Origin of the sequence: Pseudarthrobacter sp. C4D7, from assembly GCF_013359725.1 — a bacterium.
Taxonomy (GTDB): domain Bacteria; phylum Actinomycetota; class Actinomycetes; order Actinomycetales; family Micrococcaceae; genus Arthrobacter.
Map to the genome: position 1 here is coordinate 247,983 of NZ_JABFMW010000002.1, position 15,666 is coordinate 263,648.

The following is a 15,666-nucleotide window of genomic DNA, read 5'->3' on the forward strand; positions in this document are numbered from 1 at the left end:
TTTAGGCGATCTCTGCCCCGCCAAGTTCCATTTCGGCTACGGCGTCTTCCAGGTCCTCGGCGATGCCGGCGGTCAGCCGCCGCACCACGGTCACGCCGTAGCCGGCCTGGACGGCGTCGAGCGCGGTGGCCTTGACGCAGTAGTCGGTGGCAATGCCCACCACCACCACGTCCTCCACGTCGTGGCTCTGCAACCAGTCATCGAGGCCGATGGCATCCTCGTCGCTTTCCAGGTCCGCCTGGCCGCCGGGCAGGGCGCCTGGCTGGCGTTCGCCGGTGGGGACGGCGTCCTCAGGGGCCAGCAGTCCCTCAAAACCCGAGTAGGCGGCCGCGAACTGGCCTTTCCGGAAGTACGCGTCGATGTATTCCGTATCCAGGTCCGGGTGGAGATCGGCTCCACGGGTGCCTGCCACGCAGTGCCGGGGCCAGCTGTCTTTGTAATCGGGCGCCTCGGAAAAGTGGCTGCCGGGATCGATGTGCCAGTCCTGGGTGGCCACCACATGGTCGAATTCGGTGTGGTGGGCATCCAGGTATTCGCTGATGGCGCCGGCAACGGCGGCACCGCCCGCGACAGCGAGCGAGCCGCCCTCGCAGAAATCGTTCTGGACGTCCACGATGATCAAAGCGCGGGACATCAGTGCTCCTCGTAGATGGTGGGGATTGCGGCCTCGCCGCGCTGCAGGCGGTTGACCACCGGCGGAAGTTCAGCCATGGAATCGGCGTGGCGCTGCCGTGCACGCACAACGCCTTCGTGGCCGGTCCAGCCCGGCAGCAGTTCGCCGTTCTTCATGAACTGCTGCAGCAGCGGGCGGTCGTTGCCGTCGTCTTCGGGCCGGTGGCCCACCCCCACCACTTCCGCGGTGGCGGTCCCGCGTTCGTCCAGCTTCCGCAGTGCGTACTTGCGTCCGCCCACGCTTGCCTTGTTCTTGGCCGCCTTGGCAACGGAGACGAAGTTGCCGTCGTCGTCCGCGCGGCTGACCAGCTTGTAGACCATGCTCGCCGTCGGGGCGCCGGAGCCGGTCACCAGCGACGTTCCCACCCCGTAGGAGTCCACGGGAGCCGACTGCAGGGCCGCGATGGCGTATTCGTCAAGGTCCGAGGTGACCACGATCTTGGTGTGCTCGTTTCCGAGGTCGTCCAGGAGCCGCCGCACCCATTGGGCCTGGGCCACCAGGTCGCCCGAGTCCAGCCGGACTCCGCCCAGCCCCGGCCCGGCCAGCTCAACGGCCGTGCGGACTGCCTTCTCGACGTCGTAGGTGTCCACCAGGAGGGACGTGCCCTCGCCCAGCGAGTCAATCTGCGCCTGGAAGGCTTCCCGTTCAGTGTCATGCAGGAGCGTAAACGAGTGGGCTGCAGTGCCCACGGTCTTCACGCCGTAGCGGATGCCGGCTTCAAGGTTGGACGTACTGTCAAAGCCGGCAATGATCGCAGCGCGTGCGGATGCGGTGGCCGCTTCCTCGTGGGTGCGCCGGGAACCCATTTCAATGCAGGGGCGGCCGCCCGCCGCGGTGACCATCCGGGACGCGGCAGAGGCGATGGCGGTGTCATGGTTGAGGACGGACAGCAGGTAGGTCTCCAGCATGCAGGCTTCGGCGAACGAGGCCTCCACCACCAGGATGGGGGAGTTGGGGAAATACGCGTCCCCCTCGGCGTAGCCCCAGATGTCGCCGGAGAACTTGTAGGTGGCCAGGTATTCCAGGGTTTCCCGGTTGACCACGTTGGTGCGTTCCAGGAAATCCAGTTCAGCCTCGCTGAAACGGAAGTTTGCGATGCCCTCCAGGAGGCGCCCGGTGCCGGCCACAATTCCGTAGCGCCGCCCGTCCGGCAGGCGCCGCGCAAACGCCTCAAAAACGGACCTGCGGTGGGCCGCCCCGGAATGGAGGGAGGCCTGCAGCATGGTCAGCTCGTAGTGGTCGGTATAAAAGGACGTGCGGGGATGGTCCCAGCCGGCTGAGGTGCTCACGAAAATCACTCTACTGGCCAGCCACATAGAATGGACAGATGACCATAAGCGTTGCGCCCGGCCCTGATACACAGGAGGGCATCCGGACCGGCACTGCAGAGTCCACCGACTCCCTGACCGCCCCGGACATCCCCTGGAACCTGGTGATCTGGAACGATCCCGTCAATCTGATGAGCTACGTCAGCTACGTTTTCCAGAGCTACTTCGGCTACGCGGAAAGCAAAGCCAACAAGCTCATGATGGAGGTCCACAAGAAGGGCCGTTCCATCGTTGCCTCCGGCAGCAAGGAACAGGTGGAGCGCCACGCTGTGGCCATGCACGGGTTTGGCCTGTGGGCCACGGTGGAAAAGGCCAGCGGCGGCCCCGGCGGCAGCGCAGGCAGGTCCGGCGGTCCGGGCCAGGGTAAGGGGAAACGTGGCTAAGGCATTCAAATACGGACTCAAGGGCATCACGGGCTACCTGGAACCCGCTGAGCGGGACCTGCTCCGCAGCCTGATCGCCGACGTCATCTCCATGCTCCAGCCAGAGGACCGCACGGGGCAGGACCCGCTCGCGGCACTGATCGGCCTGGACATGGACGTGGCTGAGCCCACGGACCGTGCCGTCAAGCGGCTGCTGCCCAACGTGGTGAAGGACGACGGCGCCGCATCCCTGGAGTTCCGCCAGCTCACCGAGCGTTCACTGCGGGAAACCAAGATTGGTGCCCTCCGCGCGGCCGCCCTGGACCTGGACAAGGACGAAGTTGTGCTCACCCCCGACGGGGCGCGGCACTGGTCCATGGCGTTGAACGACGTGCGGCTGGTCCTGGCGGAGCGGCTGGACATCCGGGACGAGGCAGACGCAGAGCACGTCCACCGCATGCAGGACTGGTCCCAGGCGGAGGATGTGGAGAGCTACCTGGCGCTGGTGTACAACTTCACCACCTGGCTCCAGGAGTCGCTGGTCCAGGCCATGCTGCAGTCCATGGAAACCCGGCGGTGAGCTCCGGCGGCCCGGGGGAGGCCGTCCGCTGTGACACAGCAGACATGAGGTGCCGGACACAAGATGATGGCTGACGCTTCCGGGACCCCCTATCCTCGAATAATCATGACAACAGCCCCGAGCATGGAACCACCGGCGGAAACGCAGCCCGCCCCCGGCCACGGCGACCTTCCGGCCACTGCCCCGGAAGCCCGTCCCATTGGCGTCTTCGACTCCGGCGTGGGCGGACTCACCGTTGCCCGCTCCATCATCGACCAGCTCCCCAACGAGTCGATCCTGTATGTGGGGGATACCGCCCACGGACCCTACGGACCGCTCCCCATCGCCGAAGTGCGGGCCAACGCACTGGGTGTCATGGACGAACTGGTGGACTCCGGCGTCAAGCTGCTCACCATCGCCTGCAACTCGGCGTCGGCCGCTGTCCTCCGGGACGCCCGCGAACGCTACACCGCCAAGTACGGCATCCCCGTCATCGAGGTCATTCAGCCTGCCGTCCGGCGCGCCGTCGCAGCCACCCGCAGTGGGAAGGTGGGCGTGATCGGCACGTCCGCCACCGTGGGATCCCGCGCCTACGAGGACACCTTCGCCGCCGCGCCCGACCTGGACATCACGTCGGTGGCGTGCCCGGAGTTCGTCAGCTACGTGGAGGCCGGCATCACCACCGGCCCCGCCCTGCTCGCCGTCGCCGAGGAATACCTGGCGCCGCTGCAGGCGGCCGGCGTGGATACCGTGGTGCTGGGCTGCACCCACTACCCGCTGCTGACGGGCGTCATCTCCTACGTCATGGGCGCCGACGTCACTTTGGTCTCCAGTGCGGAGGAAACCGCCAAGGACGTGTACCGCGCCCTGGCCACCCACAACCTGCAGCGCACCTCCGAGGCCCCGCCGGAACACCATTTCGTGGCCACCGGCGATGCCGCGCAGTTTGAGGCGCTCGCCCGCCGGTTCCTGGGCCCCGAGGTGCTCTCCGTCCGGCACGTGGACCACGTAGCCGCGCAGTACCCCACCGGAAGCCTTGCCCGGATCACCCCCGAAATGATTGCCGCCGCGCAAAGCGCGCGCAACCGCCCCAGGATCTCCAACTTCGTGGGCAACGGGTTGGCCGGAGTACGCCGCGGCGGAGGGGCCGGCCTGTGAAGCTGACCATCGTCGGATGCACGGGCTCGTTCCCCGGACCCGGCTCACCGGCGTCGTGCTACCTCCTGACCGCCACCGACGGCGAGCGGACCTGGAAGGTGGTAATGGACCTCGGCAGTGGAGCCCTCGGTGCCATCCAGCGCTACACCGACCTGGAGGACATCGACGCGATCTTCCTCACCCACCTGCACCCGGACCACTGCATGGACCTGTGCGGGCTGCATGTCGCCATCCGCTGGAAGCCCGGGGGCTGGGGCCGCGGGCGGATCCCCGTGTGGGGTCCCGCCGCGACGGCGGACCGGATGGCCACCGCCTATGGCCTGCCCATGGACCCCGGCATGCACGAGGAATTCGACTTCACCAACTGGACGGAACGCCAGCCCGTCACCGTAGGCCCGTTCACCATCACCCCCTTCGCGGTGAACCACCCCATCGAAGAGGCCTACGCCCTCCGCGTGGAAGTAGTGGAGCCCGGCAAGGACGGCGTGCCGGTGTCCCGGGTCCTGACGTATTCGGGGGACACGGACTCCTGCGTCGGCCTCGAGGAGGCGGCCAAGGACGCCGACCTCTTCCTGTGCGAGGCAGCCTTCGAAGAGGGCCGCGACGACGGCATCAACGATGTGCACCTGACCGGCAAGCGCGCCGGTGAGGCCGCTGCGGCGGCCGGCGCACGGCGGCTCCTGCTGACCCACATCCCGGTGTGGACGTCCCAGACCACCGTCATGGCCGAGGCGCGCCCGGTGTTTGCCGGCGACGTCGCGGTTGCCGTGGCGGGCGTGCACTACACCATCTAGCGGCGCCTGGAAGCGGGTGCCCGGTTGCTGAACTGGCACCCGATAGTGCACTCGATAAGCTAAAGGCATGACATCTGAAGCAACTGCAGGACCCATCGTGCGCGCCGACGGCCGTGCCCCCGACCAGCTCCGGCCCATCAGCATTACCCGCGGATGGTCCAACCAGGCTGAGGGATCGGCGCTGATCGAGTTCGGCAACACCAGGGTGCTGTGCACGGCGTCGCTGACTGCCGGTGTTCCGCGCTGGCTTAAGGGCGAAGGCCGCGGCTGGGTCACGGCCGAGTACGCCATGCTGCCCCGCGCCACCAACACGCGCTCTGACCGCGAATCCGTCAAGGGCAAGATCGGCGGCCGCACGCACGAGATTTCGCGCCTGATCGGACGGTCACTGCGCTCCATCATTGACACCAAAGCCCTGGGCGAGAACACGATCGTGCTGGACTGTGACGTCCTCCAGGCTGACGGCGGCACCAGGACCGCCGCCATCACCGGCGCCTACGTAGCGCTTGCCGACGCCATCCGGTTCGCCCGCGACACCAAGCTCATCGCCAAAAATGCCCAGCCGCTGATCGACACCATCGCCGCCGTGTCCGTGGGCATCATCGACGGCGTGCCCATGCTTGACCTGCCGTACGTGGAGGACGTCCGGGCCGAAACCGACATGAACGTGGTGGTCACCGGCTCCGGCAAGTTCGTTGAGGTGCAGGGGACCGCCGAGGGTGCCCCGTTCGACCGGGACGAGCTCAACCAGCTCCTGGACCTCGCCCTGCTGGGCACCGGACAGCTGGCCGCCATCCAGCGCGAAACCCTTGCGGACGCCCTGTGAGCGGTGCTCCACGCCTGGTCCTGGCCACGCACAACAAAGGCAAACTTCGCGAACTCCGTGAACTGCTGCGCGGACAGGTCCCGGGGCTCGACGTCGACACCCAGGTGGTGGACGCCGCTGCGGCGGGTGCGCCGGACGTCGTCGAGACCGGCGTGACGTTCGCCGAGAACTCGCTGCTGAAGGCCCGCGCCGTAGCGGGCGCCACCGGCCTGGTGGCCATTGCCGACGACTCCGGGCTGGCCGTGGACGTGATGGGCGGGGCCCCGGGGATTTTCTCCGCCCGCTGGGCGGGACGGCACGGAGACGATGCCGCCAACCTGGAGCTCCTCCTGAACCAGCTCTCGGATGTTCCCGACGAACACCGTGGCGCCGCGTTTGTGTGCGCCGCGGCCCTGGCCATGCCCTCCGATGCCGGGGGACCCGGGCGCGAGGTGGTGGAGTACGGGCAACTGGAGGGCGTGCTGCTCCGTGAACCCCGGGGCGCCGGTGGATTCGGCTACGACCCCGTCCTTCAGCCGTCAGGCGAAGACCGCAGCTGCGCCGAACTGTCGGCCGAAGAGAAGAACGCCATCAGCCACCGGGGCAAAGCCTTCCGGGCCCTGCTGCCCTCCATCGTGGCGGCACTCGACGCGTCAGCCCAGGGCTGACCGGCACGACGGCAGGAACACAAAAGGTGCGCACCCCGCGGGGTGCGCACCTTTGTCGATTCCGGGCGGCTGCTACTCGGGCCGGCCACCGTGGATATTGCGGGGAGTCTTCTGCTCCTCTTCCGGTCCGTGCTCTTCGATGAACTCATCAACGGCGTCGGTTCCGTAGGCTTCCGCCTGGCGACGGGCGGAGAGGCCGCGCAGGAGTTCGATGCCGATGGGGATCACCGACACGAGCACGATGGCGATGAAGATGATGTCCAGGTTGTCGCGGACCCACGGCACCTTGTCGCCCAGCAGGTAGCCGAGCAGCGTTACGCCGCCGCCCCACAGGACCGCGCCGATGACGTTGAAGATGAAGAACTTCCTGCGGCTCATCTGCGCCACACCCACGATCACGGGTACGAAGGTCCGGATGATCGGAACGAAACGGGCCAGGATGAGGGCCTTGCCACCGTGCTTTTCAAAGAATGCGTGGGCATTTTCGACGTTTTCCCGCTTGAAGAGCCGCGAGTTTGGCTTGTTGAAAATGGCCGGGCCGGCCTTGGACCCGATGAGGTAGCCGGTCTGGTTGCCGATGATGGCCGAGACGACGATCAGCAGGGCCAGCAGCCAGATATTGAACTTGATGGTGTCCGTGGCCACCAGCAGGCCGGCGGTGAACAGCATGGAGTCGCCCGGCAGGAAGAACCCCACCAGGAGGCCGGTTTCGGCGAAGACGATGCCGCACACCAGCAGGACCACCCAGGGGGCGAGCGCGGGGTCGGCCAGGAAGACCTGGGGGTTCAGCCAATCGGGCAGGAAGGACGCCATTTTCGGCTGGACCGGTCCCGCACCGCCCAGCATGGACACAGCGAGGTCATTCATCACAGGAAAGTTCACCCTTCAAGGTTACTTGACGGGCCTGTGCTTCCCCGGGCAACTGCTTCGCGGCGGTAAGGTAGGGGCCGTGGGTTTGGACTTTACGGCGATCGACTTCGAAACGGCCAACGGCTTCCGGGGCTCCCCGTGCTCCGTGGGGCTGGTGAAGGTAAGGGGCGGAAGGATCGTCGCAGAGGCCTCCTGGCTGATGCGTCCGCCGCCGGGCTATGACTCCTTCGACCACCACAATGTCAGGATCCACGGCATCACTGCCGCCGATGTGGCCGGGCTGCCCCGGTTCGGCGAGCTGTTCGCCGAAATCGGCGCCTTCATCGGCGACGACGTGCTGGCCGCCCACAATGCATCGTTCGACCTCGGCGTCATCCGCTCTGCGCTGGAGGTCTCGGGTCTGCCGGGCCCGGCCTACGACTACGTCTGCACCGTCATGCTGTCACGGCGCTGCTACTCGCTGGTGTCCAACTCGCTCCCGTTCGCCGCCGAGGAAGCGGGCGTGCCGCTGGTCAACCACCACGACGCCACGGAGGATGCGCGGGCCTGCGCCGGCATCCTCATCGATATTGCTGCGCGCAACGGCGCCAACAGCATCGCCGAACTGTACCTGTCCCTGGGGCTGGAGATGCCCCGGCAGCACGCCTTCGATCCCGCCACCGGGGACCTTTCAAAGCCCAGCCTCACCGCCATGGCCGCGGCTTCCGGCAACGGGGCTGCCCTGGTCAGCAGGTTCCAGTCCGGCTGGCCCGAGGAAGGGGCAAACCCGGAGCCCAACCCGGATGCCGAGCCCGGACACCCGCTGTATGCCCAGACCGTGGTGTTCACCGGGCAGCTCACCATCAACCGTCCCGAAGCCAAGCAGCGCTCGGCCCAGTTCGGGGCGAGGACCGAGAGCCGGGTCACCGGACGGACCACCGTCCTGGTAGTGGGGGACGGGTTCGTCGCCTCGGATCTCCGCTCCGGCAGGCTGACCGGCAAAGCCCGCCGGGTCCTGGAGCTCCACGAGCGGGGGCAGGCCATTGAAGTGCTGTCCGAGGGGGAGTTCCTCCAGATGGTGGGCGGCGGGTCCGTGGCCCCGGTAGGACCTGCGGCCGCCGGGGGAGCCTGGGTGGACGCCCGGGTACGTGCCGCCAGCGCCTGATCTACCAGGCGGCAGGTGCGCGGCAGTCATGCAGCGCAATAAAGCTTGGCCGCTCCGGCGGCCGGCTCCTACCCTTGCGGGATGGCCTCCCTGTTCGAATTCCCCAACCCCGTCAACGAGTACGCCGCCCGCACCACGGCAGCGCTGGTGGTGCTGCTCGCCGTCGTCACTGCCGTGACGAATTCCGGCTGGGGGCTGGCGGCCATCGCCGTGGGATTCTGGCTGCGGCTGCTCTTCGGCCCGCGCATCTCGCCGCTGGCCCTGCTGTCGGTGAAAGTCATCACGCCCCGGCTGGGAAAGGCGAAGCTGGTCCCCGGGCCGCCCAAGCGTTTCGCCCAGGGCATCGGCGCGGCCGTCTCCACGGCGGCCCTGCTGCTGCTTGCCGCCGGTGCGGCACCCGCAGCCTGGACGCTGCTTGGCGTCCTGGTCATTGCGGCGTCCCTGGAGGCGTTTGCAGGATTCTGCCTGGGCTGCACCATCTTCGGGTTCCTGCAGCGGCGCGGGATCATTCCGGAGGACGTCTGCGAGGCCTGCAACAACATCAGCCTTCGCCGGTCGTAACCTTCACCAACTGCCCGGCCATGCCCCGGATGACGTCCGGCGCTTCCAGGGCCGCGAGCCACTGGGAAGGAAGGCAGTCCTCACCGTAGAAGGCACCCAGGATATTTCCTGCCAGCGAGCCCGCTGTATCGCTGGCGCCACCCTGGTTCACGGCCACCGCCAAAGCCTCCCGGAAATGCCTGGCGGGGTCCATGTCCGCCCCCTCCGCCGGTGCGGTGGCAAGGACGGCATAAAGCGCGACGGCGAGCGCCTCCTCCGCCGTCCGGCCTTGGCCCAGCGCGTGGTGCAGTTCATCAGGGCCGGCCACCGCTTTGTCCGCGAGCCGGAGGGCGGCTGCCAGCCGTTCGGGAAGCTCCGGTGCCACCTCCGGGAGGGAGGCGGCGTGCGCTGCCACCCCGGCGGCCGCATCCATCAGCGACTCTCCGGACACCAGCCGGTGGATGAGGAGGCTGAAGATGCCCGCACTCTGCCGTGCCGCAGGGTGGCCATGGGTCAGGGCGGCGGCGTCGGCACTCAACTTGTAGACGGCGTCTGGCGTGATGTGCGGCACCAAACCGAATGGCGCCGAACGCATGACGGTGCCCGCACCCCTGGCCCCGGCGTTGACCGGCCGCATTGAGGTTCCCATCTCACCGGTGGCCAGTCCGGCAATACAGTCGTTATCGGGGTGCCTGCGTTGCCGGAGCACCTCGTTGCCGTCGATCCACCGCGGCTGGGGTGCCGGTGCGGACGGCCCGGCATCCTCGCCCTGGGTGGCAAGCCAGCGGAGGTAGGCCAGCCACAGGCAGGCATTCACGTCCGCCCCTACACCCGAGTTGGCCCATTCCAGCGCCTCCACCAGCCCATCAACCGTGTACAGGGTGAGCTGGGTGTCGTCGGAAAATTTGCATGGGCCCTGCAGGTCCTCGAACCCTGCCAGGCCCCGCGCCCCAAACCGCCCCCTGATCTCTGCGGCGGAATCGGAAGCCACCGAATACCCCAGGGCGTCCCCCAGTGCCCCGCCCAGCAGGGATCCATGGATGCGGGACGTGAGGGTGGGCGCGGAGGCAGGGTCAAAGCTCATGGACTAAATTTACCGTCAGCGGCCGACGCCCCGCGCCGAATCCGGCGGCCCTTCCAGCCGGCGGCCTTTCAACCGGCGTCCAGCGAATCCACAGCCAGGGCTGGCATACTGCTCGGGTTGCCCGGAGCCACCCGCGCCGGCAGCGACGGCACAGCCGGAGGGCCTCAGGGCCCGGGCCAGGCAGCAGCCGGACGTCATACCCCACAAGAAAAGGTCCCACCATGAGCACCCCTGTCCCAGCCCGCGACGCACTGCAGCCAGGCGGCACCGCTGCCGCCCGTACCGGCCTGCTGCCCCGCCTGGTGGCCGAGGCCTTCGGCAGCCTTTTCCTGGCGGTGGCAGGCCTGGGCGTGCCACTGTTCAGCATTCCGCAGTCCAGCCCCGTGCCCGCCGCCCTGGCTGCCGGCCTGGCCATCACGGCGGCCATGCTCGCCTTCAGCCATATTTCCGGCGGCCACTTCAACCCGGCCATCACCCTGGGGCACCTCCTGGCCGGACGGATCCGGGCCGGGGCGGCGGCCGCATATGCCGCCGCCCAGGTCGTCGGGGCGCTGGTGGGCGCCCTGGCGCTGTTCGGGATCCTGCGCACCCTGCCCAGCATTCCGGACAGCCGTACCGCGTTCGACACGGTGGCTGCCGGATTTGGTGAGCATTCCATCATCCAAGCCCCCCTCGCGGCCGCAGTCCTCCTGGAATTCCTGGGCGCAGCCATCATCGTGGCCGTCTTCCTGGGAGCCGCCGGGCGTGAAAACGGCAGCCGCACGGTGGCGCCCATCGCCGTCGGCCTGTCCTTCGCCGCCCTGCTGCAGCTGGGCCAGTCGGTGGGAAACCTGCCGTTCAACCCCGCCCGCGCCGTCGCTTCCGCCGTTTTCAGCTCCGGATGGGCAGTGGAGCAGCTCTGGGTCTTCCTGGTGGCGCCGCTGGCAGGAGCCGCCATCGCTGGACTGGTGTTCCGGATCGGAGCGGTGACCGGGTCCCCGGCGCCCGCTGCGGCCACGGCGGATGACGCCGGCGCCTCTGCCGACACCGGCGATACGGCCGACGGCGGCGACGACGCCGGTGCCGTGGACCAGCCTGCGCCTGGTCCCGTTGCCCGCCCGGAAGACTCACGCGGCGTGAGCGAGGCGCAGGAGTTTTTTGACGGCAAACGATCCTGAACGCCGTTTGCCGCGGCGGTTTTCCGCACTGTCAGTGGCTGCCGATAGCGTAGGAATATGCGGTTACTTCACACCTCGGACTGGCACCTGGGCCGTTCCTTCCACGGCGTTGGAATGCTGGACGCCCAGCGTGCCTTCGTTGACCAGTTGGTGGCGGCGGTCAAACGGGACAGCGTGGACGTTGTCCTGATTGCCGGTGACGTCTACGACCGCGCGCTTCCGGGCGTGGACGTGGTCCACCTTCTTGACGACGCCCTGGTCCGGCTCACGGCTGCCGGCGCACAGGTGGTCCTCACCAGCGGCAACCACGACTCCGCCATCCGGCTGGGGTTCGCGTCCCGGCTCCTGGAACGCGGGGGATTGCACCTGCGCACCAGGGTGGAGGACCTAGACCAGCCACTGCTGCTGCCGCTGGGAACGGATGCTGCCGGCAAGGAGGCCACCCTGGCGCTCTATGGCATCCCGTGGCTCGAGCCCCGGATGGTTGCCGACCAGCTGGGGGTGGAAACGGCAAGCCATTTCGAGGTCACCCGCGCGGCAACCGCGCTGATCCGGGAGGACCTCGCCCGGCGCTGCGCTTCAACCACCGTCCACTCCGTGGTGCTGGCGCATACTTTCGCCAGCGGCGGCATCACGTCCGACAGCGAGCGGGACCTCAGCATCGGCGGCGTGGGAGCCGTCCCGCTGGATCTCTTCGACGGATTCAGCTACACCGCGCTGGGGCACCTGCATGGCAGGCAGAAGCTGTCCGAATCAGTGCGGTATTCCGGCTCGCCGCTGGCGTACTCGTTTTCGGAGGCCGCACACCGGAAAGGCGCCTGGCTGGTGGATGTCGGTCCGGAGGGCGTGGAATCGGTGGCTGAGGTCGTCTGGGAGGCACCACTCCCGCTGGCCGTCCTCCGCGGCCCGCTGGAGGACCTGCTGGCGGACCCGGACCATGCCTGGGCGGAAACGGCCTACTGCCAAATCACCTTGACGGACCCGCAGCGTCCCTCCCGCGCCATGGAGCGGCTGCGCGCCCGTTTCCCTGACACCCTGGTCCTCGCCTTTGATCCGCAGGGTGCCGCCGCCGCCACCGAAGCCAGCTACAGCAGCAGGCTCGCAGGTGCGCCGGATGACCTCGCCGTCTGCTGTGGGTTCCTGGACCACGTGCGGGGAAGGAGTGCCGACCCGGCGGAAAGGGCAGCGCTCGCAGCCGCCCTGGAAAACGTCAGGCTCCTGGAGGTGTCGCGGTGAGGATCCACCACCTTCGCATCTCCGCGTTCGGGCCATTCGCCGGAACCGAGGACATCGATTTTGACCGTCTCAGCGCGCACGGCCTGTTCCTGCTCAACGGGCCCACCGGCGCGGGCAAGACGAGCGTGCTGGACGCCATCTGCTTTGCCCTTTACGGCTCCGTGCCCGGAGCGCGGCAGGATGGCAAGAGGCTGCGCAGCGACCATGCGGAACCCGGGAAGGAACCCGCCGTCACCTGCGAATTTTCCGCCCAGGGGCGCCGCTTCGAAGTGACCCGCTCACCGGCGTGGGAAAAGCCCAGCGCCCGTGGGAAAAACGGCTTCACGCTCCAGCAGGCCAAGACGCTGCTCCGCGAACGGGTTGGCGGGGCCTGGGTGGAGAAGTCCGCCCGCAATGATGAAGCGGGCGCGGAGATCATGTCCCTGCTGGGCATGGACCGGGAACAGTTCACCCGGGTGGTGATGCTGCCGCAGGGTGACTTTGCTGCGTTCCTTCGCTCCAAGGCTGCCGACCGGCTGGACCTGCTGCAGAAGCTCTTTGGCACCCAAAGGTTTGAGGCGCTGGAACAGGAACTTTCCCGGCAGGCCGCCGCCGCACGGGAGGACGTGGCCGTGCTGTCCGGGCAGCTTGGCATCCTTGCCTCCCGCGCGGAGACCGAGGCCGCCCCGCTTCAGCTTCCGGAGGAGGAGGCGCCGCCAGTGGAGGACATCCCCCGCCGCCTCGAGTGGCTGCAGGCGGCTGCTGCCGTGCGCCTGGCGGACCTCACGGAACAGTCCGCCGCCGCCGAGGCCGTCAACCAGGCCCGCCGCGAGGAAGCTGAGCAGGAGGCTGCCCGCCATGAACGGCACCGGAAACTCGACGCTGCCCTGGTGCGGCAACAGGCTGTTAAGGCCGGGGCCGGACGGCAGGAGGAGACAGCTTCCCGGCTCGCCCGGCACCGGCAGGCGGAGGTCCTCCAAGGCCAGTTGCAGGCTCTCGACGCTGCGGCCGCCAAAGTCAGTGGCGCCCAGGCCGCGGCCGAATCAGCAACCACGCTGCTGCGCCTCGCCGCGGGGGATGGCGGCGAACTGGCACAGCTTGGCGTGGACGAAAAACAAGCCGCGGGCGCCACCTCCCGGACCGCGGAGAACGCCTGGGGGACCGTGCCGGGGGCTCCGGAGGAACTCGGCCGCCTGCGCTCGCTGCGGGCCGTCGTCGAGGCCCGGCTGCCTGACGAGGAGAGGCTGCAGACGCTGCGCGAGCGGCACCGCGGCCTGGCCGGCAGGTTTGGTGAGCTCCAGCTCGCCGCGGACTCGCTGGGGCGGCGCACTGCAGGTTTAACCGCTGAACGTGAAGTGCTGGCCGACGGCATGGAGCAGCTGGGGGCCCGTTCCGTGGAAGCCGCACTGCGGCGCAAGGAGGCTGCGGCCGCCGCAGAGCTGCTTGACGTTGTCCGGCGGTATGCAACTGCCCTCGAACGCAGGAGCCGGGTCAAGGGCCGTCACGAGGACTCACGGGAGAACCTCCTTGAGACGAAGCGCCGATGGCTGGACCTGCGGGAGGAACGGCTGGCCAACGCGGCATCGGAACTGGCCGCTGGACTGGTCCCCGGAGAACCGTGCCCGGTGTGCGGAAGCGGACACCATCCCGGCCCCGCAGATGCGGGCACCGGGGGCCCTGCCCTGGCCCAGGAAGAGGATCAGGCCCACCAGGAGTACGAGGCCGCCGAGGCAGCCCACGCAGTGGTTGCCGCCGACCTCGCTGAGGCAGAGCAGGCGGTGGCCGTCCTCGCAGGCCAGGGCGGGACCACCCCGGTGGAGGAGGCCCGCTCCGGAGCGGTTGACGCCCTCGCCGCGGCAGAGGACGCTGAACAGGCAGCGGAGGAACTGCAGCAGAGGCAGCAGCGGCTGGACGCCCTGGACGCAGGCCTTACCCAGTCCCGGGCCATGCTGGCTGAAACTGAGGCGGAGGTGTCCCAAACCGAAACTTCCCTCGCTGACCTGGCCGAACAGATCGGGTCGCTGGACGCTGCGCTGGCCGGCCTGCGGGGCGGACACCCCAGCCTTGACCGCCGGCTGCGGGCACTCGAGGACGCCGTGGCCGTCCTGGACAAGGCCGTCGAAGCGCAGGCACGCCTTGACAGTGCCCGGCTGCAGGCGGCCGAAGCGCAGGAGCACCTGGAACGGGCCCTTCCGGACGCCGGCTTTTCCAGCGCGGACGAGGTCCGCAGCCAACTCCTCGGTGCGCCGGAACTTTCCGCCCTTGAAGCCGCCATGCGTGCTGCCCAGGATGAGGCCTCCCGCGTTGCCGGGCTGTTCGAGTCAGAAGACATCGTGCGTGCGCTTGACGAGGCGGCCGGCGGCTTTCTGGCAGACGGGGAACGGCTGGCATCCCTGCAGTTGGAGGCTGCGGCCGCGCGGAACGGGGCACGTGAAGCCGACCTGGCCGCCGGCCTGGCAGCGCGCTGCCTTGCCTCGTTGAAATCCCTCGCGGCCGAGTACGAGGCGCTGGTCCGCTCCTCCCGCGAGCCGGCGGAGCGGGCGCAGATGCTTGCCGGACTGGCTGACGCCGCAGCCGGCCGCGGCGAAAACACCTACCGGATGAGCCTGACCAGCTACGTCCTGGCCGCCCGGCTTGAACAGGTGGCCCTCGCGGCTTCTGAACGCCTGGTGGCCATGAGCGACGGCCGCTACCTGCTCCAGCACACCGATGCGAAGGCGGCCCGCGGCGCAAAGTCGGGACTCGGCCTGGAAGTGGTGGACCAGTGGACAGGTTTCCGGCGTGACACGTCCACGTTGTCGGGCGGTGAGTCCTTCATGGCTTCGCTCTCGCTGGCGCTGGGACTTGCCGACGTGGTGCAGCAGGAATCCGGGGGAGTGGAAATCGAAACCCTGTTTGTCGACGAGGGTTTTGGCAGCCTGGACGACCAATCCCTGGAGCAGGTCATGGATGCCCTCGAAGGACTCCGGGACGGCGGAAGGGTGGTGGGCCTGGTCAGTCACGTTGCGGAAATGAAACAACGGATCAGCACCCAGCTGCAGGTGGTCAAGAGCCGGAACGGCTCCACGCTGCAGATCTCTGAAAGCCTGGACGCCGCACGCTGACCCCGGCCGATATACTTGATCACGTTACCGGGTTGGGCGCATCGGGAGGAGGGACGATGCGCGCGTACTGAGCGAGCCCCGAAGTGACACCTCCAACCAGCCCCTCCCACACCGGCACCACACCTGACCACGCGGTAGCAGTCGGTGAACACCCCGGTCCCGCCGACCAGCGGGAAGCGCGGGGGCGCTTTTCGCGCCTACCCCA

Annotated in this window: 15 protein-coding genes; 11 read left to right on the forward strand and 4 right to left on the reverse strand. The window is 68.4% G+C overall.

The annotated features are described in order from the left end of the window. Position 1: 1 nt before the first annotated feature. Positions 2-634: an isochorismatase family protein gene (locus HNO81_RS02980; RefSeq protein ID WP_175316640.1), complete on the reverse strand. Its 633-nt coding sequence runs from the start codon at positions 632-634 to the stop codon at positions 2-4. Beyond that, on the reverse strand, positions 634-1,962 hold the full coding sequence (locus tag HNO81_RS02985; protein WP_175316641.1) for a nicotinate phosphoribosyltransferase: 1,329 nt from the start codon (positions 1,960-1,962) through the stop codon (positions 634-636). Before HNO81_RS02985 ends, HNO81_RS02980 begins: the two co-directional genes overlap by 1 nt. Positions 1,963-2,000: 38 nt before the next feature. On the opposite strand from HNO81_RS02985, the gene clpS reads away from it, so the two are divergent. The 6 genes from clpS (at position 2,001) to rdgB (ending at position 6,347) form a co-directional block, all read left to right on the forward strand. Next, the gene (clpS, locus tag HNO81_RS02990) at positions 2,001-2,384 is read left to right on the forward strand and encodes an ATP-dependent Clp protease adapter ClpS (RefSeq protein ID WP_175316642.1); all 384 of its coding nucleotides are present in this window, start codon (positions 2,001-2,003) and stop codon (positions 2,382-2,384) included. Then, positions 2,377-2,943 (forward strand): DUF2017 domain-containing protein, encoded by a 567-nt coding sequence (locus tag HNO81_RS02995; protein WP_175316643.1) that lies wholly within the window; start codon positions 2,377-2,379, stop codon positions 2,941-2,943. Before clpS ends, HNO81_RS02995 begins: the two co-directional genes overlap by 8 nt. A 123-nt stretch (positions 2,944-3,066) precedes the next feature. Next, positions 3,067-4,080, forward strand: a complete 1,014-nt coding sequence (gene murI, locus HNO81_RS03000) for a glutamate racemase (RefSeq protein ID WP_371818155.1) — start codon at positions 3,067-3,069, stop codon at positions 4,078-4,080. Next, entirely contained in the window at positions 4,077-4,874 is a 798-nt protein-coding gene (locus tag HNO81_RS03005; protein ID WP_175316645.1) for an MBL fold metallo-hydrolase, read from the forward strand. Before murI ends, HNO81_RS03005 begins: the two co-directional genes overlap by 4 nt. Before the next feature lie 67 nt (positions 4,875-4,941). After that, positions 4,942-5,700, forward strand: a complete 759-nt coding sequence (rph, locus tag HNO81_RS03010) for a ribonuclease PH (RefSeq protein ID WP_217509014.1) — start codon at positions 4,942-4,944, stop codon at positions 5,698-5,700. Continuing rightward, positions 5,697-6,347 carry an RdgB/HAM1 family non-canonical purine NTP pyrophosphatase gene (gene rdgB, locus HNO81_RS03015; protein ID WP_175316646.1) on the forward strand — a complete coding sequence of 217 codons (651 nt, stop codon included), beginning with the start codon at positions 5,697-5,699 and terminating at the stop codon, positions 6,345-6,347. The genes rph and rdgB overlap by 4 nt, the downstream gene beginning before the upstream one ends. Before the next feature lie 72 nt (positions 6,348-6,419). Here rdgB and HNO81_RS03020 read toward each other — a convergent pair whose 3' ends face one another. Next, a complete protein-coding gene (locus tag HNO81_RS03020; RefSeq protein WP_175316753.1) occupies positions 6,420-7,214 on the reverse strand; it encodes a DedA family protein in 795 nt (264 codons plus the stop codon). Between the two features lie 82 nt (positions 7,215-7,296). On the opposite strand from HNO81_RS03020, the gene HNO81_RS03025 reads away from it, so the two are divergent. Both HNO81_RS03025 and HNO81_RS03030 read left to right on the forward strand, forming a co-directional pair. After that, the gene (locus tag HNO81_RS03025) at positions 7,297-8,361 is read left to right on the forward strand and encodes an exonuclease domain-containing protein (protein ID WP_371818147.1); all 1,065 of its coding nucleotides are present in this window, start codon (positions 7,297-7,299) and stop codon (positions 8,359-8,361) included. Between the two features lie 81 nt (positions 8,362-8,442). Beyond that, positions 8,443-8,922, forward strand: a complete 480-nt coding sequence (locus tag HNO81_RS03030) for a DUF4395 domain-containing protein (protein ID WP_175316647.1) — start codon at positions 8,443-8,445, stop codon at positions 8,920-8,922. Here the strand turns inward: HNO81_RS03030 and HNO81_RS03035 are convergent. Beyond that, positions 8,903-9,985: an ADP-ribosylglycohydrolase family protein gene (locus tag HNO81_RS03035; protein ID WP_175316648.1), complete on the reverse strand. Its 1,083-nt coding sequence runs from the start codon at positions 9,983-9,985 to the stop codon at positions 8,903-8,905. The genes HNO81_RS03030 and HNO81_RS03035 overlap by 20 nt on opposite strands. A gap of 221 nt (positions 9,986-10,206) precedes the next feature. Between HNO81_RS03035 and HNO81_RS03040 the strand changes: the two genes are divergently transcribed. Genes HNO81_RS03040 through HNO81_RS03050 form a run of 3 tightly spaced genes read left to right on the forward strand, consistent with a single transcriptional unit; the run spans position 10,207 to position 15,461 of the window. Further along, positions 10,207-11,142: an MIP/aquaporin family protein gene (locus HNO81_RS03040; RefSeq protein ID WP_175316649.1), complete on the forward strand. Its 936-nt coding sequence runs from the start codon at positions 10,207-10,209 to the stop codon at positions 11,140-11,142. A 57-nt stretch (positions 11,143-11,199) separates the two neighbouring features. Beyond that, positions 11,200-12,378 (forward strand): exonuclease SbcCD subunit D, encoded by a 1,179-nt coding sequence (locus tag HNO81_RS03045; RefSeq protein ID WP_175316650.1) that lies wholly within the window; start codon positions 11,200-11,202, stop codon positions 12,376-12,378. Continuing rightward, entirely contained in the window at positions 12,375-15,461 is a 3,087-nt protein-coding gene (locus HNO81_RS03050; RefSeq protein ID WP_175316651.1) for an AAA family ATPase, read from the forward strand. The genes HNO81_RS03045 and HNO81_RS03050 overlap by 4 nt, the downstream gene beginning before the upstream one ends. The last annotated feature ends 205 nt before the right edge of the window (positions 15,462-15,666 follow it).